General features: G+C 68.6%; 18 protein-coding genes and 1 tRNA gene. 5 read left to right on the top strand and 14 right to left on the bottom strand.

What is annotated here, in order from left to right:
- The first annotated feature begins 1 nt into the window (after position 1).
- On the top strand, positions 2–3,379 hold the full coding sequence (gene dnaE / locus BARAN1_RS03780; RefSeq protein WP_157959447.1) for a DNA polymerase III subunit alpha: 3,378 nt from the start codon (positions 2–4) through the stop codon (positions 3,377–3,379).
- Complete coding sequence (locus BARAN1_RS03775) at positions 3,376–4,689, top strand: gluconeogenesis factor YvcK family protein (protein ID WP_157959446.1); 1,314 nt, start codon at positions 3,376–3,378, stop codon at positions 4,687–4,689. Before dnaE ends, BARAN1_RS03775 begins: the two co-directional genes overlap by 4 nt.
- 57 nt (positions 4,690–4,746) lie before the next feature.
- Here the strand turns inward: BARAN1_RS03775 and BARAN1_RS03770 are convergent, their stop codons facing one another.
- From BARAN1_RS03770 to malQ, 3 genes are all read right to left on the bottom strand, one after another.
- On the bottom strand, positions 4,747–5,733 hold the full coding sequence (locus BARAN1_RS03770) for a COG1470 family protein (RefSeq protein ID WP_157959445.1): 987 nt from the start codon (positions 5,731–5,733) through the stop codon (positions 4,747–4,749).
- Positions 5,734–6,217: 484 nt separating this feature from the next.
- Positions 6,218–7,666 (bottom strand): glycine--tRNA ligase, encoded by a 1,449-nt coding sequence (locus BARAN1_RS03765; RefSeq protein WP_122031772.1) that lies wholly within the window; start codon positions 7,664–7,666, stop codon positions 6,218–6,220.
- Between the two features lie 66 nt (positions 7,667–7,732).
- Positions 7,733–9,259: a 4-alpha-glucanotransferase gene (gene malQ / locus BARAN1_RS03760; protein ID WP_122031002.1), complete on the bottom strand. Its 1,527-nt coding sequence runs from the start codon at positions 9,257–9,259 to the stop codon at positions 7,733–7,735.
- Positions 9,260–9,332: 73 nt separating this feature from the next.
- Between malQ and BARAN1_RS03755 the strand changes: the two genes are divergently transcribed.
- A complete protein-coding gene (locus BARAN1_RS03755) occupies positions 9,333–10,031 on the top strand; it encodes an LOG family protein (RefSeq protein ID WP_122030999.1) in 699 nt (232 codons plus the stop codon).
- Between the two features lie 199 nt (positions 10,032–10,230).
- Entirely contained in the window at positions 10,231–10,899 is a 669-nt protein-coding gene (locus BARAN1_RS03750) for a PKD domain-containing protein (protein ID WP_122030996.1), read from the top strand.
- Between the two features lie 50 nt (positions 10,900–10,949).
- Here the strand turns inward: BARAN1_RS03750 and BARAN1_RS03745 are convergent, their stop codons facing one another.
- The 5 genes from BARAN1_RS03745 to BARAN1_RS03720 all read right to left on the bottom strand — a co-directional run bounded on the left by BARAN1_RS03745 (position 10,950) and on the right by BARAN1_RS03720 (position 16,933).
- On the bottom strand, positions 10,950–13,340 hold the full coding sequence (locus BARAN1_RS03745) for an immunoglobulin domain-containing protein (RefSeq protein ID WP_122030994.1): 2,391 nt from the start codon (positions 13,338–13,340) through the stop codon (positions 10,950–10,952).
- A gap of 175 nt (positions 13,341–13,515) precedes the next feature.
- On the bottom strand, positions 13,516–13,926 hold the full coding sequence (locus BARAN1_RS03740; protein ID WP_162297745.1) for a YbaN family protein: 411 nt from the start codon (positions 13,924–13,926) through the stop codon (positions 13,516–13,518).
- A complete protein-coding gene (locus tag BARAN1_RS03735) occupies positions 13,901–15,031 on the bottom strand; it encodes an MGDG synthase family glycosyltransferase (RefSeq protein ID WP_122030990.1) in 1,131 nt (376 codons plus the stop codon). Before BARAN1_RS03735 ends, BARAN1_RS03740 begins: the two co-directional genes overlap by 26 nt.
- Before the next feature lie 73 nt (positions 15,032–15,104).
- Positions 15,105–15,181: transfer RNA gene (locus tag BARAN1_RS03730), tRNA-Pro, on the bottom strand.
- A 492-nt stretch (positions 15,182–15,673) separates the two neighbouring features.
- Entirely contained in the window at positions 15,674–16,933 is a 1,260-nt protein-coding gene (locus tag BARAN1_RS03720) for an MFS transporter (RefSeq protein ID WP_231944230.1), read from the bottom strand.
- Positions 16,934–16,974: 41 nt separating this feature from the next.
- Here BARAN1_RS03720 and BARAN1_RS03715 point away from each other — a divergent pair, with 41 nt between their 5' ends.
- Entirely contained in the window at positions 16,975–17,490 is a 516-nt protein-coding gene (locus BARAN1_RS03715) for an NTPase (protein WP_122030985.1), read from the top strand.
- On the opposite strand, the gene BARAN1_RS03710 is transcribed toward BARAN1_RS03715, so the two are convergent.
- From BARAN1_RS03710 to BARAN1_RS06585, 6 genes are read right to left on the bottom strand one after another with little or no spacing between them, the layout of a single operon-like run.
- Positions 17,465–18,175, bottom strand: a complete 711-nt coding sequence (locus tag BARAN1_RS03710) for a lysophospholipid acyltransferase family protein (protein ID WP_157959443.1) — start codon at positions 18,173–18,175, stop codon at positions 17,465–17,467. The genes BARAN1_RS03715 and BARAN1_RS03710 overlap by 26 nt on opposite strands.
- 14 nt (positions 18,176–18,189) lie before the next feature.
- Positions 18,190–19,368 (bottom strand): glycosyltransferase family 4 protein, encoded by a 1,179-nt coding sequence (locus tag BARAN1_RS03705; protein ID WP_162297744.1) that lies wholly within the window; start codon positions 19,366–19,368, stop codon positions 18,190–18,192.
- 16 nt (positions 19,369–19,384) lie between these two features.
- Positions 19,385–20,122: a glycosyltransferase family 2 protein gene (locus tag BARAN1_RS03700; RefSeq protein ID WP_122030981.1), complete on the bottom strand. Its 738-nt coding sequence runs from the start codon at positions 20,120–20,122 to the stop codon at positions 19,385–19,387.
- A gap of 26 nt (positions 20,123–20,148) precedes the next feature.
- Positions 20,149–22,710, bottom strand: coding sequence for a leucine--tRNA ligase (leuS, locus tag BARAN1_RS03695; RefSeq protein WP_122030979.1), 2,562 nt, complete (start codon positions 22,708–22,710; stop codon positions 20,149–20,151).
- Positions 22,707–24,167, bottom strand: a complete 1,461-nt coding sequence (locus BARAN1_RS03690; protein WP_162297743.1) for a phosphohexomutase domain-containing protein — start codon at positions 24,165–24,167, stop codon at positions 22,707–22,709. The genes leuS and BARAN1_RS03690 overlap by 4 nt, the downstream gene beginning before the upstream one ends.
- Positions 24,151–24,399, bottom strand: a complete 249-nt coding sequence (locus BARAN1_RS06585) for a hypothetical protein (protein WP_162297742.1) — start codon at positions 24,397–24,399, stop codon at positions 24,151–24,153. Before BARAN1_RS06585 ends, BARAN1_RS03690 begins: the two co-directional genes overlap by 17 nt.
- Position 24,400: the final 1 nt, after the last annotated feature.

The raw sequence follows: 24,400 nt of genomic DNA, 5'->3' as shown, positions 1-24,400 counted from the left end.
CGTGGCGTTCGTTCATCTCCACGTCCACTCGGAGTACTCGCTTCTCGATGGGATGGGCCGCGTGCGCGACCTCGTGGCCCGGGCGGCGGAGCTGGGGATGCCGGCCCTCGCCCTCACCGACCACGGGAACCTGTCGGGCGTGATCAAGTTCTACCGGATGGCGACCGAGGCCGGGGTGAAGCCCCTCCTCGGGGAGGAGCTCTACGTGGCCCCGGACTCCCGCCATTCCCGCGATCCCGCGACGGGCCGCTCCCCGTACCACCTCGTCGCCCTCGCCGCGGATGAAACGGGGTGGCAGAACCTCCTCGTCCTCGCGAACCGCGCCCACACCGAAGGCTTTTACTACAAGCCGCGGGTGGACCTCGAACTCCTCGCGGAGCACGCGACGGGGCTCGTCGCCCTGTCCGCCTGCGAGTCGGGCGAGGTGCAGCGCCACCTCCTCCACGGACGGCGGGATGAGGCCGCGGCGGCGGCGGGGCGGTATGCGGAGATCTTCCCCCGCCGGTTCTACCTCGAGCTTCAAAATCACGGTCTGGAGCGGAATAAGGCGCTCGTGCGCGACCAGATCGCGCTCGCCCGGCGCCTGAACCTTCCCGTGGTGGCGTCGGCCGACGTCCACTACCTTTCCCCCGAGGACCGTGAGCCGCACCGCGTCCTCATCAACATCCAGGCCGCAAAGAAGCTGTCCGACCCCGATGCGCGGTCGTTCGATGGGGATGGCTACCACTTCCTGACCGAGGAGGAGATGCGGGCACGGTTCGCGGAGGTCCCGGAGGCGCTCGCGGCGACCATCGCCGTGGCGGAGCAGTGCGAGCTCAAGCTCGACCTGGGGAGGCGCCTCCTGCCCCGCTACCCGAGTGTCCTCTCCCCGAACGAGGAACTGATCGAGCAGGCGCGGGCGGGGGCCCGGGCCCGGTTCGGCGACCCCCTCCCGCCCCCGGTTGAGGAGCGGCTGAACTACGAGCTCGACGTAATCACGCGGATGAACCTCGCCCCCTACTTCCTCATCGTCGCTGACTTCGTCGGCTACGCGCGGCGGAAGCGGATCCCCGTCGGTCCCGGGCGCGGCTCGGCCGCGGGATCCCTCGTGGCGTACGCCCTCGGCATCACGCAGGTGGACCCGCTGCGGTTCAACCTCCTGTTCGAGCGCTTCCTGAACCCGGACCGGGTGACCCTCCCCGACTTCGACATCGACTTCTGCGTCCGGGGCCGGGACGAGGTCATCCGCTACGTCGCCGAACGGTACGGCCGCGACCACCTCGCCCAGATCGCCACGTTCGACCGGATGGCGGCGCGGTCGGTGGTGCGGGACGTGGCCCGCGTGCTGGGGCTACCCTACGAAAAGTCGGACCGGATCGCAAAACTCGTCCCGTTCAAAATGACGCTGCGCCGGGCGTTGGAGGAGGTGCCGGCCCTCAAGGAGCTCGCCGAGGGGGAGGAGGAGATGCGGCGCCTCTTTGCCATCGCCCGCCGGCTGGAGGGGCAGCTCCGCAACAGCTCAACCCACGCCGCAGGGGTGGTGATCGCCCCCGAGCCGCTGGAGAAGTTCGTGCCCCTCCTCCGCCTCGCCGACGGGGAGTTCGTGACGCAGTTCGACATGCACGACGTGGAGGCGGTGGGCCTCCTCAAGATGGATTTCCTCGGCCTGCGCAACCTGACCCTCCTCGATGACGTGACGCGGCTGGTGGAGAAGCGGACGGGGGTCGAGGTGGACCTGGGGCGGATCCCGCTCGACGACGGGGCAACGTACGAGCTCATCCAGTCCGGGCAGACCACGGGGGTGTTCCAGATCGAGTCCCCGGGGATGAAGGCCCTCATCCGCCGGCTCGAGCCGACGGAGTTCCGAGACCTGATCGCCATCCTCGGCCTGTTCCGCCCAGGCCCGCTCGATTCGGGGATGGCCGACGACTACATCGAGCGGAAGCACGGGCGCCAGCCGGTCACCTACCCCCACCCCGCCGCGGAGGAGGTCCTCTCCGAAACGTATGGCCTCCCCATCTACCAGGACCAAATCCTCCTCCTCGCCCAACGGCTGGCCGGCTTCACCCTGGGGGAAGCCGATCTCCTGCGGAGGGCGATGGGGAAGAAGAAGCCAGAAGAGATGGCGGAGATGGAGTCCCGGTTCGTGGACGGCTGCGTCCGGAACGGGATCCCCATCACGGAGGCAAAAAAGATCTTCTCCGATATCGAGAAGTTCGCGCGGTACGGGTTCGTCAAGGCCCACGCGACCGCGTACGCGTTCATCACCTACTGGACCGCGTACTTCAAGGCCCACTACCCGACGGAGTTCATGGCCGCCCTCCTCACCTCGGTCCAGGACAACCTGGACAAGGTGGCGGCCTACATCGAGGAGTGCCGGGGGATGGGGATCGAAGTGTTGCCCCCGGACGTGAACGAGTCGGCGGTGGGGTTCACCCCGGTCGGGGAGGGGGTGATCCGGTTCGGCCTGGGGGCGATCAAGCACGTCGGGACGGGCGCCGTGGAGGCGATCCTCGCCAGCCGCGGTGCGGGGTTCCGGAACTTCTTCGACTTCTGCCAGCGGATGGACCCGGAGCGCGTGAGCCGGGAGGCGGTGGAGTCCCTGATCAAGGCGGGGGCGATGGACCGATTCGGGCTCCCCCGTCAGGCCCTCATGGCCCTCGTCTATGAGGGGATGCGCCTCGCGCAGCTCACCCGGTCCCAGCGAGCGTCGGGCCAGCAGTCGTTCTTCGAGGCGGAGGAGCTTGCCCCGAAGCTCACGGTGGAGGAGACGGAGTTCCCGCGGGAGACGCTCCTCGAGTTCGAACGGGAGCTCCTCGGCCTCTACCTCTCCGGGCACCCGCTGGATGCCTACGCCGCGGAGCTGCGGGCGCGGGGGGCGATCCCCCTCGCCGATGCCGGGACCGAGGGCCGCCCGTTCACGGTCGCGGGCCAGGTGAAAACGCTCAAGGTCGTCCCCACCCAGGAAGGGCCGATGGCGTTCCTGACGCTCGAGGATCCCAGCGGCGAAGCGGAGGTAGTGGTGGGGGCACGCCTCTACGCCACCCGGGCCGCGCTGCTCCGTGAGCGGGCGCTCCTCGTCCTACGCGTGCGGTGGTCGGAGCGGAACGGATCGCGGCGGCTGCAGGCCCTCGACGTGGATCCCCTCGTCCCTCCGGCGTCCAGCCCGACCCACTGCGTAATCGAGCTCCCCCTCGACCTCGCCACCCCGGAGACGGCGGCCCACCTGAGCGGGATCCTTGCCGACCACCCCGGCCCGGTACCAGCGCGGCTCCGGCTGCGCGAGGGGGAGCGAGCCCTCGTCGTGGAGGCCGGCCCCCAGTACGCCGTCCAGCCCAGCCCCGAACTGAGACAGAGGCTCGCCCAGTTGGGCCCCGGGGTGCGGGTGGAGTGGGGATGAGGGTCCCATCGGTCCTGAAGCTCCTCCTCCCGGGGATCGGGGTGAAGCGGTGGTTCCTCCTCGCCCTGGCCGGGATCGCCCTCGTCGCGTTCGGGGTCGTGTGCTTGGTTGGGGACGAGGGAATGCGCACCCTGTATACGCTGGTGCTGCGCCACGTTCCGTTCCTGTGGCGGCCCGTGTTCGGGGCGGTGGTGGTGGCGGTGGGGTTCATCGGCATGGTGGTGGGGATGGCCTGTGCGGTGCGGGCAATCCTGCACGCCGTTTCCCCACGCCGCGGCGGGTCGGTGGCGGAGGCCCTGTACCAAGGGCGGATCCTCCGCGCCGCGCCCCACGTCGTCGCGATCGGTGGTGGGACCGGCCTCTCCACCCTCCTGCGGGGGATCAAGGCCTACACCGCCAACCTCACCGCGGTGGTCACGGTGATGGACACGGGGGGGAGCTCCGGCCGCCTGCGGGCCGAGCTCGATGTCCTTCCCCCCGGCGATGTCCGGAACTGCCTCCTGGCCCTGGCGGAAGATGAGGAGCGGATGGCCCGGTTCATGCTCCATCGGTTCCAGTCTGGGGAAGGCCTGGTCGGGCACTCGCTGGGGAACGTCCTTCTGGCGGGGATGGAACAGGCGGTGGGGGGATTCGACCGCGCCGTCGAGGAGGCGAGCTATTTCCTGTCCGTGCGCGGGAAGGTGGTCCCCGCGACCCTGGACCGGACCAACCTCGTCGCCGAACTCGCCGATGGGCGGGAGGTCGTGGGGGAGGCCGAGATCCCGCAAGCCCACACCCCGATCCGCCGCCTGCGCCTCGCCCGGCCAGCGCAGGCCTATCCGGTGGCGCTGGACGCGATCTCCCACGCTGACCTCATCCTCGTTGGGCCGGGGAGCCTGTACACGAGCATCATCTCCGTCCTCCTCGTAGACGGGATCGCGGATGCGATCGCCCGCGCGCCGGCGGAGAAGATGGTCATCATGAACCTCATGACCGAGCCGGGGGAGACGGACGGGTTCTCGGCAAGCGATCACCTGAACGCCCTCGCCGAGTACGTGAACCTGCGGCGGTTCCACGCCGTGGTCGTCAACAGCGAGCTCCCGCCGCCGGAGATCCTCGCCCGCTACCGCGCGGAGGGGAGCGTGCCGGTGCTGGATGACCTGCGCGGGGCGAAGGCGCTGGGGCTGCGGGTGATCCGCGCCCCGCTCCTCGATCTGGTGGAGGTGGAGGGGAAGCTCACGGTGAAGCACGACCCCCATAAGCTGGCGCGGGTTGTGGCCCGCGAGGCCCGGGTCCTTCACCACTCGTGGACCCGCTGGTTCAGCGGGTAGAAAAAAGGACGGGGGCGACGAGCTGTCGCCCCCGAAATCGTACCCCTCGCGCGTGCCCTACGGGGCAATCGTGAGGTTGATGTTGACAACCTTGGAGTTGGTCCCCGCTGTTCCCTTCACGCGAACCGTGTACGCGCCGGGAGCGGCGGAGGTCCCGCAGGTGAGCTTGAGCGTCGTCGTCCCTGCCGGAGCCGGGTTGGGGTCGAACGCCGCCGTCACCCCGGTGGGAAGGCCCTCGATCTCGAACTGAACAGGCTCCGCGAACCCGCCCACCCGGTTCACCGCGATCGCCACATCCGCCGACGCACCCGGTTTCACCTGGACTGCGTTCGGGGTCGGCACGAGGTTGAAGTCGGGGAGAGCCTCAACGGTGAGCTTCACAACCGCCGTCTTGTCCACCCCGTCGCCCTTCCCGCGCACGGTGAGGTTGTAGGTCCCGCCGGCGGCCGTGGTGGCCACGTTGAGGGTGAGGGTGCTCGTCGCTGCCGTGACCGACGCCGGGTTGAACGTCCCCGTTACCCCCGCCGGAGCGCCCTCAAGGGTCAACGCAATCGCCCCCGTCATGGTGGCGTTGCGGGTCAGGTTGATCGTCACCGTGCCAGTTGCCCCCGCCTTTACAGTGAGGGAAGCCGGATTGGTGGCGAGCGTGAAGTCTGGCTTCACCAGGACGTTCACCTCGAGCGGCACTTCCTTCTTCGTCTTGCCGCTGGTGGCGACGACCTTGAGCGTGTACTTCTGAACCGCCACCGCATCCCCCACCGTGAGGGTGAGGGTGGTCTCGGTGCCGGTGGTGGTGGTCTTCACAGGGTCGAACTTGGCGGTCATCCCAGTGGGAGCGCCCGTGACGGTGAACTCGACCTCACCCTTGAAGTCGCCGGTCCGCGTGATGGTGATCTTCTGAGTAGCCGACCTGCCCTGCGGGATGGACATCGCAGTCAGGGTCTTCGGAAGATTGAAACTAGCGCTCGAACACCCCGCCAGCAAGCCCAACACCGCGAGAGCTCCAACCAGCACTACCCACAGCTTGATACGCTTCTTCGTCATGGTCCTCCTTCCCCTCCGCAGCATGCCCCGTGCCCACGTGAATGTAGCCTACCGGTGTGGCGACTCCATTTCGGAATCGGGGGAGCCATTGCTCGGCGCTGCCCGAAGGGGATTCTCCTCCTTGTGTATGGTCCGCTTCCCCCGCTTGCTATAACGCCTCCCGGTCCTGCTCAGCTTGGGGCTAAGCATATGCTGTTTCCTGGGGGACGTCAAATCGCGATCGCCTGGGCGCAACCGGCCGCGCCCGCTGCCTCCGCCAAAAGATGGGGCGACTCCGCGCCCCATCCGGAATACTGATCACAGACCAGCGTTTCGCGTACCGATGGTGCTAGCCGCCGCACGGCTTCTTCGGCTGCTTCGGCTTGTCCGCCTTTTTCTCCTTCATCGTGGCCTCGCCTCCTTCGTCGCCCCATCCGTGAGGACAACTGATCGCGAGTATAGTGCGGTTCCCCCATCCGTCAATGGAGGCCGGGCGCGGTCGTCCCTAGCCCGTGACAAGCCGTTCCTGGAGGAAGGGGGCGACTTGCGTCATCGGGATCCTCTCCTGCACTGTCGTATCGCGGTCACGCACGGTCACGGTCCCGTCGGCAATCGTCTGACCATCCACGGTGAAGCAGAACGGGGTCCCGGACTCATCCTGGCGCCGGTAGCGGCGCCCGATGGAGCCCCTATCGTCATAGTCCACGTTCCAGTTCTTCCTCAGTTCGCGGTAGAGGTCGAGGGCCATCTCCGGCATCCCCTCCTTGCGGATGAGGGGGAACACCGCCGCCTTGATCGGGGCGAGGCGGGGGTGGAGCTTCAGCACGACCCGGGGTTGGGGGATCCCGTTCTCGTCCGGGATCGCATCTTCAGCATAGGCTTCGCAGAGGAAGGCGAGCATCGACCGGTCCACCCCCGCCGAGGGCTCGATGACGTGGGGGATGAGGCGCTCCTTGGTCTCCTCGTCGAAGTAGGAGAGGTCCTTGCCGCTCCCGGGATAGCGCGGTTTGCCATCAGGACCTGTCTCCACCACCAGCTCCTCCCCACGGCGGACGAGCTTCCCCTCCATGTGCGAGCGAAGGTCAAAGTCGCCGCGGTGGGCGATCCCCTCCAGCTCGCCGAACTCGCCCGCGGGAAGGAACGGGAACGCGTACTCGATGTCCGCCGTCCCGCAGCTATAGTGGCTCAGCTCCTCCCGACCGTGCTCACGGAGGCGGAGCCGCTCCCCGGACAGCCCCAGCGACACGTACCATCGAAAGCGGCGGTCGCGCCAGTACTCGTACCAGAGGCGTGATTCCACGGGGCGGCAGAAGAACTCGATCTCCATCTGCTCGAACTCCCGCGACCGGTAGGTGAAGTAGCGGGGGGTGATCTCGTTGCGGAAGGACTTTCCGATCTGGGCGATCCCGAACGGGAGCTTCACCCGCGCCGTGGCGAGCACGTTCTTGAAGTTGGTGAACATCCCCTGGGCCGTCTCCGGCCGGAGGTAGGCCTCGCTCTCCGGGTCCACGAGGGCCCCGACGTAGGTCTTGAACATGAGGTTGAACTCGCGAGGCTCGGTGAGGTCACAGGTCGTGTGTTCCCCGGGGCGCTTGGACGGCTTCTCCGGGCACTGGCTCGTGGCGAGCTGGTCCGCGCGGAAGCGGGCCTTGCACTGGCGGCAATCGACGAGCATGTCGTGGAAGAGATCGTAGTGGCCGCTCGCCTTCCACACCTGGGGGTGCATGACGATCGAGGTCTCCAGCCCGACCATGGCGTAGGGGGAGGGCATGCCCGGGGGCGGGGTCGTGTCGTCGTGGCCGCGGACCATGTCCTGCCACCACGCCTCACGCACGTTGCGCTTCAGCTCGACCCCCAGCGGGCCGTAGTCCCAGAACCCACCGATCCCGCCGTAGATCTCGCTCGACGGGAAGATGAACCCCCGTCGTTTGGATAGCGAAACAACTTTCTCCATCAGTTCGTTCTTCTCCGGCATGTCTGTTTCCTCTCCCGGCATCTGTCCGTGCGGATGGGAGCTAGGCTACCGAACGGGACCGAACGGGGCAACCCGCGCCGCTTCCGTGCCGAGGGTCCGCAGCTCCTGTGCGGCAGTCTGGGTCAGCGCTCCGCTCCTGTACCGCCAGGTCCAGTTCCCCTCCGGTCGGCCGGGGCGGTTCATGCGAGCTGAACTATCCAGACCCAGCACATCCTGGAGGGGGATCAGCGCCAGGGCAGCCCGGGATCCCAGGGCAAGGCGGATCAACGCCCCTGGCGCGTCCTCGTCCCGCTCGAGGCGGATCCCGTTCCCAGCGAGGTAGGCCCGGGCCCGCTCCCGCTCCATCGCGGGGGCGGTCCGGAACCAGCCGCGGGCCGTGTCGTTATCGTGGGTGCCCGTGTAGACGAGGACCCGTCCGTGTTCGGGGTAATTGTGGGGGAGGTGGGGATTGTCGTCCCCGCCCTGGAACGCGAACTGGAGGACCCGCATCCCGGGAAGCCCGAACCGGTCGCGGAGGGCCTCCACCGCCGGGGTAATCACCCCGAGGTCCTCGGCGACGATCGGCACGTCGCCGAGGGAGGCCCGGATTGCAGCGAGGAGGGCCTCCCCGGGGGCCGGGACCCACCGCCCGTGGATCGCGGTCGGCTCGGTGGCGGGGATCTCCCAGTACGCCTCGAATCCCCGAAAGTGATCAATGCGCACGAGGTCACAGGTGCGGAGCGCGTGGCGGACGCGGGCGATCCACCACCGAAACCCATCCGCCGCGAGCACATCCCACCGGTAGAGGGGATTCCCCCACCGTTGCCCGGTGGCGCTGAAGTAGTCCGGCGGGACCCCGGCGACGACGGTGGGGTTCCCCCCCTGGTCGAGGTGGTAGAACTCTGGATGGGCCCACACATCGGCCGAGTCGTGGGAGACGAAGATCGGCATGTCGCCGATGATCCCGACCCCCCGCTCGCGGGCATGCGCCCGCACGGCATCCCATGCCAGGTGAAACCGCCACTGGGTCCAGGCATGGAATCCGACGTCCTCGGCGAGGGCGCGCCGGGCAGCGGACAGGGAGCGCGGGGCGCGATGGGCGAGCTCGGCCGGCCACGACGACCAGGGAGCTCCCCGGAACTGGGCCTTGAGGGCCATGAACAGGGCGTAATCGGGGAGCCAGTCGTCCTCGCAGCGGCTGAATCGGCCGAGGTCCCTCTTCTCCCCCCACGACCCATGGCGGAGGAAGCCAGCGTAGGCGCGGCGGAGGAGGGGCCAGCGGGTCTCGTAGATCCGGCCGAAGTCCACCCTCTCCTCCGGGAACGACGGAAGCTCGCCCGCGGGGAGCCAGCCGCGGGCGCGGAACTCCTCCGGGTCGAGGAGGTACGGGTTCCCTGCGAACGCGGAGAAGGACTGGTAGGGCGAATCTCCGTACCCGGTCGGGCCGAGGGGGAGGACTTGCCACCACCGGCCGCCCGCCGCGCTGAGCCAATCGAGGAACCCCCGCGCCTCCGCGCCGAGGGACCCGATCCCCCACCGGCCGGGGAAGCTCGTGGGGTGAAGCACGATCCCGAACGACCGTGGCAGTTCCATCGGGGGTAGCTTAGCGCACCCCGAGCCCGCGTTCAGGGGCCTCCCCGGGGCGCCGCGTGTAGGATAGGGGGTCATGGCGGCACGACGCGGGGAGCGGGAGTACGTGACGGACGCGCTGGCGGAGAACGGTTGGCACATGTTCCGGATCCTGGGGGAGTTCGCCGCCGGGTTCGAGGCCCTGGCAGGCGTGGAACGAGCGGTGGCCGTGTTCGGGTCCGCCCGCGATGGCCTCCGCCCCGCGTACTACCGCGCCGCCGAGGCCCTCGGGGCCGCGCTCGCCAAGGCAGGGTACGCCGTCCTCACCGGCGGGGGACCGGGGATCATGGAGGCGGCGAACAAGGGCGCGTTCGAGGCAGGGGGGGAGAGCATCGGCCTCAGCATCTACACGCCCCACGAACAGGCCCCCAACCCATACCAAACCCGTGCCCTCTCGTTCCGCTACTTCTTCGTGCGCAAGGTGATGCTCGTCACGTACGCGTCCGCGTTCGTGGTGTTCCCGGGCGGCTACGGAACGCTCGACGAGTTGTTCGAAGCCCTGACCCTCATCCAAACCCTCAAGGTCCGTCCGTTCCCGATCTATTTGGTGGGGAGCGAGTTCTGGAAAGGCTTGATGGACTGGATCACGGGCCCGCTCGCTGCCCAGGGGACGATCGGGGCCGACGACCCGCGCCTGGTCCGGGTGGTGGACGATGTCCAGGGAATCCCGGCGGGCATCGAGGCCTACCATCGCCGGGCCGATCATGGCGGGTTCGCGGTGCCCGAGGAGGCATGACGGGAAAGAGAGGAACGGCCCGCGCCGAGCACGGGCCGTTCCGTTACCAACTACGTCGTACACCTCTCTATGGCCAAACTCCCACCTCCTTGTACGATCCCAGCACGACGCCGGGAGGATGGGTGCCTAGGCGACCACACTTTAGCACGAACGGGGAGGGAGGACAAGGCCATCTGTCCGCCCCGACAAGGAGGAGGAGATGAAGCGATGGTGGGCCGTGGTGATGGGAGGGACGCTTTTCCTTTCCGGTTGCACCCGCGTGGCGCCCGATCCGTGCCGGGGGGTGGCTCCCCCCGTGGCGACGTTCCGCGTTTCCCCCGAGGAAGGGGAGCTCCCCCTTCTGGTGACGTTCGACGCCGGGGACTCATTCGCGAGCGAGGGACAGATCGTCGGGTACCAGTGGGAGTTCGGGGACGGGGTGACAGGCACCGGTCCCGTCGTGCAGCACGTGTTCGACCGGGATCCCGACGGGCTTGAGGAACAGGAGTTCCCCGTCACCCTCACCGTAACCCAGGAGTCGGCGACGGAGGGGGGCGTGTGCCGCCGCACCTCCCCGGCGATGCGCGTCCTGCGCTACGGGAAAAGCTACCCCCTGGACGTGGTGCGGTGGGAGCTTGGGCCCGAGTACTACGGATCCCTCATCGAGGGGGTCGTGCGCAACGCGAGCGCGGACCAGCGCGTGACCCATGCCGAAGTCTACGCCCGCTTCTACCGCGAGCCGGGCCACGTGCTCGTGGGCGAGGCGCACCGGGAGCTCTGGGACATCCGACCAGGTGAGGAGCGGTCCTTCATGATCCCGACCTACCTCTGGCCGTGGCAGTTCGATTGGGTCGAGCTCCGCACGGAGGCCTTCACCGCCCAGCCCTGAGCCCGCGGCCCAGGGCGGGGCGCCCTAGCGAAGGAGATCCCGTTCCCCCTCTAGCGCGGGAGGGCCTCCTTCCCCTCCAGCACGCTGATCCGCTCCTGGACATCCTCGTCGTCGGGGAAAGCCTTCAGGGCCTCCTGATAGGCGGCGAGGGCGGCCTGACGCGCTTTCTCGACCTCCCCCTCCACCCGGGCGATCTCGGCCTCGCGCTCGGGGCCCTCGGGGAGCTGCGTCGTGAGGAGCTCAATCTCGGACTGGAGCGACGCCATCTTCTCCTCGTACAGGGAGCCGATGATGAACGAGATGTACTCCTCCTCGACCACCCCCTCGTCCCGGATCCTCTCGAACGCGGCGATCCCGCGGTCGAGGTCCAGGTCCTTCAGGTACATCGCCTCGAGGATGGGGTCAGAGATGACGACCGTCGCCTCCTCGCGGGCTGCCTTCAGCCAGGCATCGAACCTCTCCCGCGCGATCGCGCGCTCGGCGTCGGCCCGCACGCGGTCCGCCACTTCTTCGAACTCGGGCTCGCTCGCGGCGCGACGGTCGGTGACGCGGATGATGTGGAACCCAAAATCGGTCTGGACGATGCCGCTCGTCTCCCCGACCTCAAGGGCGAACGCCGCCTCCTCGAACTCGGGGGCCATCACCCCGCGCCCGAACCACCCGAGCGCCCCGCCCTGGGCGGCGCTGCCGGTATCCGTGGACCGGGTGCGGGCGAGCTCGGCGAAGTCAGCGCCGCGAGCGAGCTCATCGAGGATCGCCTGCGCTTCCTCCGCGGTAGCGACGAGGATGTGCGAGGCCTCGATCTGCTCCTCGGTGCTGTAGTCGGCCTTGTGTTCCTCAAAGTACGCGCGGAGCTCATCCTCGGAGAGCTCGATCGGGCCCACCACCGCTTGTTGAACCGCGGCGTAGAGGAGCTGCTCAGTCACGCTCGCCCGCCCCTCTTCCTTGAACTCCTCCAGGGTCCCGCCGTAGATCGCGAAGTAGTCAACGAGGTCCTGCTCAGCCATTCCGTACGTGTCGAGCATCGCCTGGTACTGCTTCTGGAACTCGGCCTCGGTCTCCTCCCCCGTGATGACGACCCCCAGCCGCTCCGCCTCGGCTTCAACGAGGCCGCGGGTGATGACAGCGGTGAGGGCGGTCAGGTCGAGGTCGAGGTCGAACAGGCGGCCCCGCGCGCCAGCGCGGAAGACCTCGATGTCGATCCCGAACTGAGCGTACAGCTGGGCGTAGTAATCGAGGATGGATTCCCGCATGCTGTCGAACGCCGCGCGGTCGAGGGGATGGCCATTGACGGTGATGAACGGGCCCGTCACGGCGGGAGGCGGTACCGGCTCCGTGGCGGCGGGGGTCACGGTGAGCAGGGCGGGGTCCGAGGTGGCGCTCCCGCACGGGTTCGTGACGACCACGGTGTAGCTACCGGCATCCGCGCTGGCGACGGCAGGGATCGTGTAGCTCGGCTCCGTTGCGCCCGCGATGTCGGCGTTGTCCCGCTGCCACTGGTAGGAGAAGGGCGGAGTTCCCGTGGCGGTGACGCTGAACGTGGCAGAGCTCCCGGCGACGGCGGCCTGGGATGCGGGCTGGGCCGTGATGGTGGGAGCGGTGCCCACGGTGAGCGCAGCGGCGCGCGAGGTCACCGTCCCACAGCTATTGGCCACCGTGGCGGAGTAGGCCCCGGCGTCCGTGGAGGCAGCGGCGGAGATGGTGTAGGTCGCAGCCGTGGCGCCGCCGATCTCCCCCCCATCCTTCAGCCACTGGTAGGTGAGGGGAGGGGTTCCCGTGGCGGCCACGGTGAACTCAACAGGCTGGCCGGCGCACACGGTCTGGGCCGTGGGCTCGGAGGTGATCGTGGGGGCGGCGCCCAGGGAGAGGGCGGCGGGGGTCGAGGTCACGCTGCCACAGCCGTTCGTGACCACCACGGTGTAGGTCCCCTCATCAGCGTTGGTCACAGCGGGGATCGTATAGATCGCGGTCGTAGCGCCAGCGATGGTGGTCCCGTCCTTCTTCCACTGGTAGGAGAAGGGCGGGGTTCCCGTGGCGGTAACGCTGAACAAGACAGACTTCCCCAGACAGGCCGATTGGGCAGCGGGCTGGGCGGTGATGGTGGGAGGAACGTTCACGGTGAGCACGGCCGCCGCCGAGGTGATGCTGCCCGCAGCGTTGGTCACGACCACCGTGTAGCTCCCCGCATCTCCCGCCGCGACGGAGCCGATCGTATAGGTGGCGTTGGTCGCCCCTGAGATCGCTGTCCCGTCCTTCTTCCACTGGTAGGAGAGGGGCGCCTTGCCAGCCGCCGTCACGCTGAACGTGACCTTCCCCCCCACGCAGGCCGTCTGGGCCGTGGGCGGAGTGGAAATCGTGGGGGGAGTTCCCTTGTCGCAGCCAGCGAGAAAGGCCCCCATCCCGAGGACAACGAGAACTGCCACAACCGCGCGCATCCGCATGTCATGCCTCCTTCAACCGAAATGAGCTTACCCGGTACGAGCGCTCGCCGAAAGCGCCCCGGGGGGTCGGTTCACCCTGCCCCAGCGTGGCAGGTTGAGCGGGATCCCAGAACACCTTGGTACGTTCGGACCGCCGCCCAGGCAAGAGAGCGGGCTGCCAACCGACGAGGTGGAGCTACCCCCGACGGGTGGGGAGGCGGAGGGTGTACCACGTCGTGCCGAGGGCCATCGCCACGAGGAGGAGGCGGAGCCACGCCGTGCGGGCGATGAACACCGCGGAGACCGCGACCGAGCCCCACACGAGAAGGAGCGAGCCAACCTTCCACGTCCAGGGGAGCCCACGCCCTTCCTCGTAGTCGCGGAGGTAGCGTCCGAACAGGCGATTCCCGATGAGCCATCGGTGGAGGCGGGGGGAGCTGTGGGCGAAACACCACGCGGCGAGGATGAGAAACGGGGTCGCGGGGACGATGGGGAGGATCCAGCCGAGAACCGCCAACCCAACACAGAGGAGGCCGCCCGCGATGAGGACGAGCCGCTGATCCTTGGGGGAGGCCACGCGATCAGGCCGGACCCGCTCCCGCCGCACGGGCGAGGGCAGCGATCTCGTGGGCGACCTCGAGCGAAGCGTTGGGGTACGCGATCTTCTGGGTAGCCTCCCTCCGGCGGGCGAGCTCGTCGGGGGAGGAGATCCAACCTGCGAGGGCGGCCCGCACCTCCTCCGGCCTCTTCGCGTACACGCCCGCCCCGGCCTCCGTCACGAACCGGACGTTGGCGAGCTCGTTCACCATCCCCCCGGTGAGAATCATCGGGAGGCCCATGATCGCCGCCTCGGCGATCACCCCCGGCCCAGGCTTCCCGATGAGGACGTCCGCCGCTCGCATGAGGATCTCCATGTTCGTCACGAACCCGTATACGTGGGCCGGGTTCTGCCACGGGACAGCCCGCAACCGGGCGGCGAGGGCCTCGTTCCTCCCGGCGACGATCGCGAGCTGCACCCCCAGGCCGTCGAGGGACCGGGCGAGCGCCTCCATCGCCCCCATCCCCTCTGCCCCGCTCACGACGAGGGCCGTGGGGAGGTCGTGGTCCCACCCGAGCTCATCCCGGGCCTCGGCCTTCGTCTGGGTGAGGAGGGCGAACTTGGGGTGCGCCGGGTGGCCGACGAGCCGCAGCTTGTCCGGAGCCAAGCCCAGCTTCAGCCCCCTCTCGATCGCGCTCGGGGTGGGGACGAGGCACCGCTCCACGTCGGGGTGGAACCACCCGCTGTGGGGGGAGGCCATGTCCGTGATCACGGTGAGGAGGGGGATCTCCCTCTGGGCCGCGCGGCGGACGGCCACGGCGTACCCGCTGAACCCAGCGTGGAGGACGACCATCGCCTGCCAGTTCGCGAGGGCCTTGAGGCAGGGCCCCTTGCGGAGGACCCAGGAGGGAAGGCCCCGACGGCCGAGCCGCGTCGCGAGGAGCCGATCCGTCTGGGAGACGAAGAAATCGTAGGACGGCTGGTGGTGGGCCACCCACCACGGGTAGATCTCCGGCGCCCAGCAGAACGGGGGCAGCCCGCAGCGGCGGAAGACGTCGAAGTACTCGCACTGGAACGCGTTCGGATAGAGGTGGTGGAGCGCGGCCTCGATCGCCTTCCCGGCCGCGCGATGGCCGCCGCCCGTGTCCGACATGAGGAATCCAATTCGAATCATCGGCTATCGACACCGCACACGTGGCAACGCTCGGGCATCCCGCCCTCGCGTCAGGCCCCCTACCCGGCGACCCTGGTCGGAGCGAGCGGATTTGAACCGCTGACCCCTGGCCCCCCATGCCAGTGCGCTACCATGCTGCGCCACGCTCCGCTGACCTTGATACTATCGCCCCCTCCTCCCTTCGCCAACCCCGCCTTGGCGCAACCGGAATGTCCTCCCCGCCCCGGCCGCGCCGTCCCATGAGGCAAGGAACGCGCCGCGCTCGAGGGGCGGGTCATCCGTCCGTCGGGCGCAGTAGAAAACATGATCCGGCGCGCGGATCGTCCCCCGTTGGGGGAAGAGCTCTCGGCATGCCAAACGGAGGAGCGTGGTCGTCCCCGCCCCATTGGCGCCGATCACCCCCGTCCACCCCGGGGGGGGCCGAAGCTCACCTCCACGAAGAGGGGATCGGCTCCCGGTTTGTACCCGAACGAAACGTTGCGAAACGTTTAGCTGGAACCTTGTCCAGCTCCAGGCTCTCTTGCGTTCGGCTCACCTGCGCACCCCGTCCTCCTGAGAGAAACGAGCGTACCGCGTGAGTATGCGCGGGGCCCGCCCGCCTCTCCAGGGTAGATCCGGCCCACGGGAGGACCGGGGCAGCCCTCACCCCGCCTGGTCCACGCGGGACCTCCCCCAGATCCAGAGCGCGCCCGCAGCGAGGAGGGCGACGGCGGCGCCGAAGAAGAACGGCGCCCCCGGGCCCATGCTCTGCCAGAGCGCGCCCGCGATCACGGATGCCGGGAGGTCCATCGCCCCCACCACCAGGCTGTAGGTCCCGTACGCTGTGCCGCGTAGCTCGACGGGCACGAGGTCTGCGACCAGCGCCTTCGCTGTCCCGTAGGCAGCGCCGTAGTACGCCCCGTACACGGTGTACAGGACCCACATGTTCCACACCGCGCCGGCGAGGCCGAGGCCCAGGTAGATCCCGGCGTAGACGACCCACCCGGCCACGATCACCGTCCGCCGGGGGATGCGATCGGAGAGGGCGCCGGCGGGGGTGGAGACGAGGGTGTAGACGAGGTTGAACGCGGCAAGCATGCCGAGGATGCCGAGCACGTTCGTGCCCAGGGTCTGGGCGCGCAGGACGAGGAAGGCATCGGCGGAGTTGCCGAGCTCGAACAGGCCCACGATCCCGAGGAACACGAGGAACGGCCGCCCCAAGGCGCGGAACCGGATGGGGGGGCGTGCGCTCCTCGCCGCCCCCACCTCGCGCGCCCCCAGGGCGAGGACGACCACGGCCAACCCTGCCGGGACGAGGCTCACCAGGACGACGGTGCGGAACGTGGTCGCGGTGAGCTGCCCCACCCCACCCTGCGTCATCCACACCGCCGCCAGGGCCCCGAGGATGCCGACCATCGCCCCGCCCGTGTCCGCCGCCCGATGGAAGCCGAACGCCAACCCCCGCCGCTTCTCGTCGATCGAATCCGCGACAAGGGCATCGCGGGGCGCGGTACGGATCCCCTTGCCCACCCGATCGGCCCACCGCACCCCGGCCACCGCCTCCCAAGACGAAGCGATGTACAAGAACGGCTTCGCCGCGGCCGAGAGGGCGTAGCCCGCCACGGCGAGCCACTTCCGTTGCCCCAGCCGGTCCGAGAGCCAGCCCGAGAACACCTTGACGAGCGAGGCAGTGGCCTCGGCCACCCCTTCGATCACGCCGATGAGGGTTGTCCCCACGCCGAGCACATTGGCCAGGAACAGGGGGAGCAAGTTGAGGACCATCTCGCTCGACACGTCCATCAGGAAGCTCGTTGCGCCCACCGCCCAGATGTTCCGCGGCAGGTGCCGCAGCCCCAGCGAGCGCCTGCTCATCTTCATCACCTCGATCACCTCGTTGTGGAGCATCGAACCTGGAGCGGGCATTATACGCCCTCGGCAGTAGAATCCGGTCCGGGGCAGCGGGGATGAAGATCGCGGTGACGGGGAATCCAGGCGTCGGGAAGTCCACCCTCGTCCGACAGGTCGTGGAGGACGTGCCGCTCTCGTATGGCGGCATGGTCACGGCCGAGATCAGGAAGTGCGGCCGGCGGGTGGGGTTCTCCGTGCGCGACCTCGCCACGGGAGCGGAAGGGATCCTCGCCCACCTTCATCTCGCCGCTGGACCGTCGTGTGGGCGGTACCGCCTCAACCTCCGCGATCTCGATGAGATCGGCGCCCAGGCCATCGAACGGGCGATCGAAGGCGCGAGGCTCGTGGTGGTGGACGAGGTTGGGCCGATGGAGCTCCATTCCCCACGGTTCGTTCGCGCCGTGGACCGGGCTCTTGAGGAGGCCCAGAACCTCCTCGTCACCGTCCACCGCGCCTCAAACCATCCCCTCGCCTACCGGATCCGCCACGGGGCCGACCGCGTGGTCCACCTCACCCGAGGGAACCGTGACCAAACGGCCGAGGAGGTCACCCACCTTCTCGCTGCGTGCTAGGCCAGACGGGTCCGGGGAGCCCCACGAAGCGCCGGTGGTAGCGGTCGAAGCTCCTCTCCAACAGGCGCATCATCCGATCCACGTCCGCCCGCTCGGGGAGGGAAGGATCCGGAAACACGGCCGCACCGAAGTGCACGCAAATCCAGCCCTTGCGGCGCAACGATCGAACGACATGGAAAAAGAGCGGCCCCAGGGCGAGCTCCTCTCCTTGAGGGGGGAGGATGTGCGCGTTCTCGAGGCCGATCGGGACAACGGGGACCCCCGCCCGGCGCGCCAGGACGGCCGCCCCCGGCTTGAGTGTCCCGCGCCGGAAGTCCGGGCCATCGGCGAAGACCATGATCTGCCCCCCCTTCTGGAGGTGCTCCACGGCCGCGCGGAGGGTCCGCCGGTTGAACTCCTTCTCTCCTTCGCGGATCTCGAACCGCCAGAGTGCCCTGTAGAACGGGCGCAGGAAGGGATAGCGCGGGTCGATCGAGAACAGGGCCGGGGTGCGCCATGAACCTACAGCCCTCGCCACGTAGAGGGGATCGGGCCCCCCGCTGTGCGTCACGGCGAGCACACATGGCCCATGGGGGCGAGGCCCCTCGACCCGAACCTCGACCAAGAGCGGGAGGGCCAACACCCCCAGGCCGCAGGGCAGGGAGAGGATCGCGCGTTTCCCCACCGCGAGCGCGCGGCCGATCATAGCGCGACCTCTGCTCAGGCCATGGGGCCAGCGATCTGAGCGCAGGTGTGCCTTCTGGCCCACTCCCTCCGGAGGCCCTCGTAGATCTCCATCAACCGGGCCACCGACGCCCGGGCGCTGTGCGCTGCCGCCCATCTCCGCGCCCTCTCCCCCATCTCCTTCCGCCGCTCCTCGTCCGCGAGGAGGGACAGACACGCGTCAGCGAACGCGGCTTCATCCTCCCGAACGAGCAGCCCTGTCTCCTCCGAGACGATCAGATCCGCCACCCCCATCGCCTCCACCGCGACCGGAGGGGTCCCGCCCATCATCGCCTCCATCACCACCAGCCCCTGGGTCTCCGTCTTCGAGGCGAACACGAACAGCGTGGCCTGACGGTAGGGATCGATCAAGCGCTCCCACGGGAGGTAACCGACGAACACCACCCGCTCGCTCAACCCCAGCTCACGTACGAGTCCCTCCAGCTTCGGGCGGTGGGGGCCATCCCCGACAAGCACCAGCCACGCCCCGGAACGCTCCCTGGCGATCCGGCGGAAGGACCGGATCAGGAACTCGATGTTCTTCTCCCACCCTAGCCTCCCCACATAGAGGAGGATCTCCGAGCTTGGGGGGAGCCCGAGGGCTTGGCGAACGTCCCACGTCGGGGGACGGGTGTACGCCTCCTCATCCACTCCAAACGGAAGGACATGGACAGGGACCTTGACCCCGTACCGGCGCAGCTCGCGCTCAATGTGACTGGAGGGAGCGATCACGGCATCACAGCGATTGCAGAGCATGCGGCTGAGCCGTTCCACCACCTGGCGCGACGGGCGAAAGGGATAGGGCAAGTACTTGCGGTACTCCACGTATTGGGTGTGGTAGGTGTGCACATGGGGTATCCCATAGCGGAGAGAAGCCCAGAACCCAACCAGTCCCACGGAGAAGGGGTCGTGGCTATGCACGATGTCCAGGTCCTTCAGGGCCGCGAAGGCCCGGCGGTTGTAGGGGAGGGCGACCCGCAACCCCTTGTAGAGGATGAACCGCACCGAGCGAAAGCGGTACACATCCTCCCTCTTCTCCCGCACTTCGGGATGGGCGGGGGCGAATATGCGGACCTCGTGGCCCCCTTTCCTCAGTTCGCGCTCCATGAGCCGGACCACGGTGACCACCCCATTCGAGTCCGGCGTGTAGGTATCCGTGAAGATCCCGATCTTCATCCCATCGCCCCCCGCCTCATCGCGGAGGCTTCGCCGACGGACCGCGCGCCCAAAAGCTCTGCCAGCGAAGCTTCTCCTGACCCGTGGCGACCTCGAGCCATGTCCGAAATGCCTTCCAGCTTGCGGGGACCACGTTCCTCCCCGCGAACCGCCGGTTGGAGGTATAGCATACAAGATCAGGGACATACCTCACCTTTCCGAGCTGGGCTAGCCGGCGAGCGAGGCGCAAGTCGGGGGCGACGAGGTCAGCGAATGGGGGATACCCCCCCGCTGCGAGGTAGGCCGCCCGCCTCATCCCGAAATTCGCGGCCCCTACCTGGTGCACCCCACAGGGCCGCGATGCCCAGACGAGGAGGGTATACCCGACGACCGTCGCGGCACGGATCGGGTTCCTGTACTCCCGGAACCCGATCGGGCCGTACACCGCCACCACCTCCGGCCGCTCCAAGGCGGCGACCATCCTCTGCAGCCAGTCCGGCGGATAGAGGGTGTCGGCGTCGGCGGCGGTGATGTAGCCGGTTAGGGATTCCGCGAACCCCCGCGCCATTGCCCACGCGGGACCTCTCCTCCCCTCAACGAGGACCCGGTCCGCGAACCGTGCGGCGATCTCCGGGCTCCCGTCGGTGCTCCCGTTGTCCACCACGATGAGCTCGAAGTCGGTGAACGTCTGCGCGCGGAGCGAACGGAGCGTCTCCGCAAGGAACCCTTCCTCGTTCAGCACGGGAACGACGACCGTAATCGTCGGTTCACTCACGCTTCACCTGCCCCGCCATGGGCGCCTCATCGCACGACGATCGACACGAGCTTCCCCGGGACAGCGATCACCCGCTGGACCTCGTGGCCGCGGAGGCGTTCCTGGACATCGGGAGCCGCGAGGGCGGCCTCCCGCAGGGCGTCCGGATCGGAGGCGGCGTGGGCCGCCAGGCGCAGCCTGGTCCGCACCTTGCCGTTGATCTGGACCGGGACCTCCACCTCGTCCCCTGCCACCGCGCGCGGATCGTACTCCGGCCACGGCGTGTCGAGGATGGCCTTCTCCTCCCCTAATCTGTGCCACAGCTCCTCGGCGAGGAACGGGGTGAACGGGGAGAGGAGGAGGATCATCCGGGAGAGCACCGCGCGCACGAGTCGCTGGTCAGGATCCGGACCCTCCACGTACGCCGCAGCCTCATTGGCGAGCTCCATGATCGCCGCGATCGCCGTGTTCAGGCCCAGCCTCTCCCCGAACTCCTCTGTCACCTTCTTCACCGTGGCGTGGAGCTTCTGCCACAGGGCGCGCTCGGCAGGGCCGAACCGCGAGGGGTCCGGCTCTCCAGCGATCCCGGCGAGGTGGGGCAGTTGTCCGACCACCAGGTTCCAGAACCGGTTCAAGAACCGCCACGCCCCGCGGATCCCCTCTTCCGACCACTCGATGTCCCGGTCCGGCGGGCCCATGAACAGGGTGTACAGCCGCTCCGTGTCCGCCCCGTAGCGCTGGATGATGTCCGCGGGCTCGACCACGTTCTTCTTCGACTTCGACATCGCGAAGTACGAGGTCGCGACCTCCCGGCCGCACTTCGTGCACCGTAGGTCGTCCACCTCCTTCGGGTACAGCCAGCCATGCTGGGGGCACTTGTAGGCGGTATGGCAGACCATCCCCTGGGTGAACAGGCGGCGGAACGGCTCCGTGAACCCCACGTACCCCAGGTCGTGGAAGGCCTTGGTGATGAACCGGGCGTAGAGGAGGTGGAGGATAGCATGCTCGACCCCCCCTACGTAGAGGTCCACCGGGAGCCAGCGGTTCACATCCTCCGTCACGAACGGGACCTCCTCCGCGTGGGGGGACACGAAGCGGAGGAAGTACCACGACGAGTCCACGAACGTATCCATCGTGTCCGTGTCCCGTCGCGCCTCCCCTCCACAGCGGGGGCAGACCGTGTCCGCATAGCCGGGGATGTCGGCGAGCCCCATCTTCCCGATGAACGGGACCTCGGGGAGGAGGACGGGGAGGGCCTCTTCGGGCACAGGGACGACCCCGCAGCGGTCGCAGTATACGATCGGGATCGGGGCCCCCCAGTACCGCTGGCGGGAGATGAGCCAGTCCCGCAGCTTGTAGACCACTGTCCGTTCCCCAATCCCCTGCTCTTCGAGGTAGGCGATCGTACGCGCGATGGCCGTCGCGGCCGGAGTCCCACTGAGCGGGCCGGAGCGGACCATCGTCCCCGGTCCGGTGTAGGCGGTTCCCATCGCGCGCGCGTCGAGGGCCGGCCCGTCCGGGGGAGCGACGACGACGCGGATCGGGAGCCCGAATGCCCGCGCGAACGCGAAGTCACGCTCGTCGTGGGCGGGCACGGCCATGATCGCCCCTGTGCCGTAGGTCGGCATCACGTAATCGGCGACCCAGATCGGGATCGGCTCCCCCGTCACCGGGTTCAGGGCGCGGGATCCCGTGAATACGCCGGTCTTCTCTCGCTCCGCGGACAGCCGCTCGATCTCGGAGGCACAGCCCGCCGCGCGTCGGTACCCTTCCACCTCCGCCCGTCGCTCCGGGACGGTGAGCGCGTCCACGAGCGGATGCTCGGGGGCGAGCACGAGGAACGTCGCTCCCCACAGGGTGTCGGGACGGGTCGTGAACACGCGGATCTCCTCCCCCCCCTCGCAGCGGAACGCGATCGTGGCCCCCTCGGAGCGGCCGATCCAGTTCTCCTGCATCTTCTTCACGTGGTCGGGCCACGCCAGGTCCGCCAGATCCGCGAGCAGCCGGTCCGCGTAGGCCGTGATCCGAAAGAACCACTGGTCGAGTTCCCTCTGCTCGGGCGGGGTCCCGCACCGCTCGCACGCCCCACCCACCACCTGTTCGTTGGCGAGCACGGTCTTGCAGTTCGGGCAGTAGTTCACCGCGGCCCGCTTCTTGTAGGCGAGGCCGTTCTCATGAAGCTTCAAGAACAGCCACTGCGTCCAGCGGTAGTAGTCGGGGAGGCAGGTCGTGACCTCGCGCTCCCAGTCGTACTCGATCCCCCACGCCCGGAACTGGTTCTTGGCGTAGGCGATGTTGGCGAGCGTCCAGTCCCGCGGGTGGATCCCCCGCTCGATGGCAGCGTTCTCCGCCGGGAGGCCGAACGCGTCCCACCCCATCGGGTTGAGGACGTCGTGGCCGCGCATGAGGAGGAACCGCACGATCGCGTCGCCGATGATGTAGTTCCGGCCATGGCCGACGTGGAGGTACCCGGACGGGTAGGGGAACATGTTCAGGTAGTAGAACTTCCTCTTCGGGTGGGCGGTGTCGACCCGGAAGTAGCCCCTCTCCCGCCAGAAATCCCGCCACTTTTCCTCGATCGCGTGAGGATCGTAGGATTCCTGGTTCACAGGAGCCCCCCCCTTGCCAGCCGTTCCGCCTCGCCCAAGACGAGCTGCACGGCGGCGGGGGAGTCCATCTCACAGTAGAGCCGCAAGATAGGCTCCGTCCCGGAGGCCCGGAAAAGGACCCAGCCCCGATCAAGGCGCAGCTTGAGCCCATCCAAGGTCTCCACCTTGACCACCCTCTGGCCGGCCAGCCGTTCCGGGGGGGCGGCGGCCAGGCGCTCCATGACCTCGAGACGGGTCGGGAGGGCAAGGTCGCGCCGCGCGTAGTGGTGCGGCCCGACGAGCTCGAACAGCTCCTCGACGAGGGCGCCGAGGGGCTTGCCGGTCGCAGCGACGAGCTCGAGGAGGAGGAGGTTCGAGAGCACCCCATCCCGCTCGGGCAGGTGCCAGGCGTACCCATACCCGCCGGACTCCTCGCCCGCGAACGCTGCTTTCCCCGTCACGAGGTCCTCCACCGCCCACTTGAACCCGACCTGGATCTCCCGCCACGGAACGCCCACGTGGTCCGCGAGCTTCCCGATCATGTCCGTGAGGGCGAACGACTTGAGGATCATCCCGTCCAGGTTCCGATGCTGGCTGAGGTGCCACACGAGGAGGGCAGCCGTGCGGTGGGTGTCGAGGAACTGGCCTCGCTCGTCCATCGCTGCCGCCCGGTCTCCATCGCCATCCGTGATCAGGCCAACCACGATCCGCCCCCGCGCCCGCGCCCGCAGGGAGCGGATCACTGCCTTGAGGGGAACCACGTTCTCCGGCAAGGGTTCCGGCTTCTTGCCGCCGAACAGGGGATCCACGGTCGAGCGGACCGCGAGGTGGGGGATGCGCACCGCCCTAAGGAGGCTAGCGAGGTATCCCTGCGCAGAGCCGTACATCGCGTCCACCACCACGTAGAGGGGGGCGCGGGCCAGTTCCCGCAGGTCCACCGCGTCCCTCAGCCGAGCGAGGTATTCCTCCTTGATCGCCACCGCCTCCACCGGGGGATCCCCGATCTCCGGGGCGTGGGGGGGAAGGTGCGATTCGATGAGGGCTGTGATCTCGGCGGTGGCCGATCCGCCGTACTCGGGCTTGAACTTCACCCCGCTCCACTGGGGCGGGTTGTGGGAGGCGGTGATCATCGCCCCCCCTGCCAATCCCCGCTTCACGACCGCAGCCGATACGGCGGGGGTGGGGACGGGACCATCCGTGACCTGGACCGGGATCCCCGCCTCGGCCACGGCGCGGCCGAGATGGCGGGCGAACTCCGCAGACAGGAAGCGCGTGTCGTAGCCCACGATCAAACCTGCCGCCGCGGGACGACACGGCACGCCCCACTCCCGATAGGGGGCAAGGCCACTCCGCCGGGGATCGTGGAGGGAAGCCGCGATCGCCGCTCCCACCCGCGCCACGTTGGCGTACGTGAAGTCGTCGGCGATCACGCCGCGCCAACCATCGGTCCCAAACTTGATCCTAGCTGCTAGAGCCATGTCGCCCCCTCCGGGGGGAACGCTCAAGGTCCACCCGCACGATGTGGGGAGGCATCTGGATCCCATCCGACTGAAGGAGGTCGGCGATCAGGTCCATCGGGAGGGCGGTCTCCAACCACAGATCGCGAATCGAAACCACCCCGTTCCGTACCGGAACCCGTTCCAGCGCCTTCTCAATCGCCCGCCGATACCCGTCCGGGAATCGAGCCAGCTCCTGCTCGAGGGTCTCCATA

Origin of the sequence: Candidatus Bipolaricaulis anaerobius, from assembly GCF_900465355.1 — a bacterium.
GTDB classification, from domain to species: domain Bacteria; phylum Bipolaricaulota; class Bipolaricaulia; order Bipolaricaulales; family Bipolaricaulaceae; genus Bipolaricaulis; species Bipolaricaulis anaerobius.
This window is presented reverse-complemented; position numbering and strand designations above follow the sequence as displayed.

Excerpts from the sequence above, each read along its gene's own strand:
- BARAN1_RS03755 (WP_122030999.1), top strand. The coding sequence starts at position 9,333 with ATGGCGGCACGACGCGGGGAGCGGGAGTACGTGACGGACGCGCTGGCG.
- BARAN1_RS06585 (WP_162297742.1), bottom strand. The coding sequence starts at position 24,399 with ATGGAGACCCTCGAGCAGGAGCTGGCTCGATTCCCGGACGGGTATCGG.
- BARAN1_RS03690 (WP_162297743.1), bottom strand. The coding sequence starts at position 24,167 with ATGGCTCTAGCAGCTAGGATCAAGTTTGGGACCGATGGTTGGCGCGGC.
- BARAN1_RS03765 (WP_122031772.1), bottom strand. The coding sequence starts at position 7,666 with ATGGAGAAAGTTGTTTCGCTATCCAAACGACGGGGGTTCATCTTCCCG.
- BARAN1_RS03705 (WP_162297744.1), bottom strand. The coding sequence starts at position 19,368 with ATGAAGATCGGGATCTTCACGGATACCTACACGCCGGACTCGAATGGG.
- BARAN1_RS03710 (WP_157959443.1), bottom strand. The coding sequence starts at position 18,175 with ATGATCGGCCGCGCGCTCGCGGTGGGGAAACGCGCGATCCTCTCCCTG.
- BARAN1_RS03750 (WP_122030996.1), top strand. The coding sequence starts at position 10,231 with ATGAAGCGATGGTGGGCCGTGGTGATGGGAGGGACGCTTTTCCTTTCC.
- BARAN1_RS03745 (WP_122030994.1), bottom strand. The coding sequence starts at position 13,340 with ATGCGGATGCGCGCGGTTGTGGCAGTTCTCGTTGTCCTCGGGATGGGG.
- BARAN1_RS03735 (WP_122030990.1), bottom strand. The coding sequence starts at position 15,031 with ATGATTCGAATTGGATTCCTCATGTCGGACACGGGCGGCGGCCATCGC.
- BARAN1_RS03720 (WP_231944230.1), bottom strand. The coding sequence starts at position 16,933 with ATGCCCGCTCCAGGTTCGATGCTCCACAACGAGGTGATCGAGGTGATG.
- malQ (WP_122031002.1), bottom strand. The coding sequence starts at position 9,259 with ATGGAACTGCCACGGTCGTTCGGGATCGTGCTTCACCCCACGAGCTTC.
- BARAN1_RS03715 (WP_122030985.1), top strand. The coding sequence starts at position 16,975 with ATGAAGATCGCGGTGACGGGGAATCCAGGCGTCGGGAAGTCCACCCTC.
- BARAN1_RS03775 (WP_157959446.1), top strand. The coding sequence starts at position 3,376 with ATGAGGGTCCCATCGGTCCTGAAGCTCCTCCTCCCGGGGATCGGGGTG.
- BARAN1_RS03770 (WP_157959445.1), bottom strand. The coding sequence starts at position 5,733 with ATGACGAAGAAGCGTATCAAGCTGTGGGTAGTGCTGGTTGGAGCTCTC.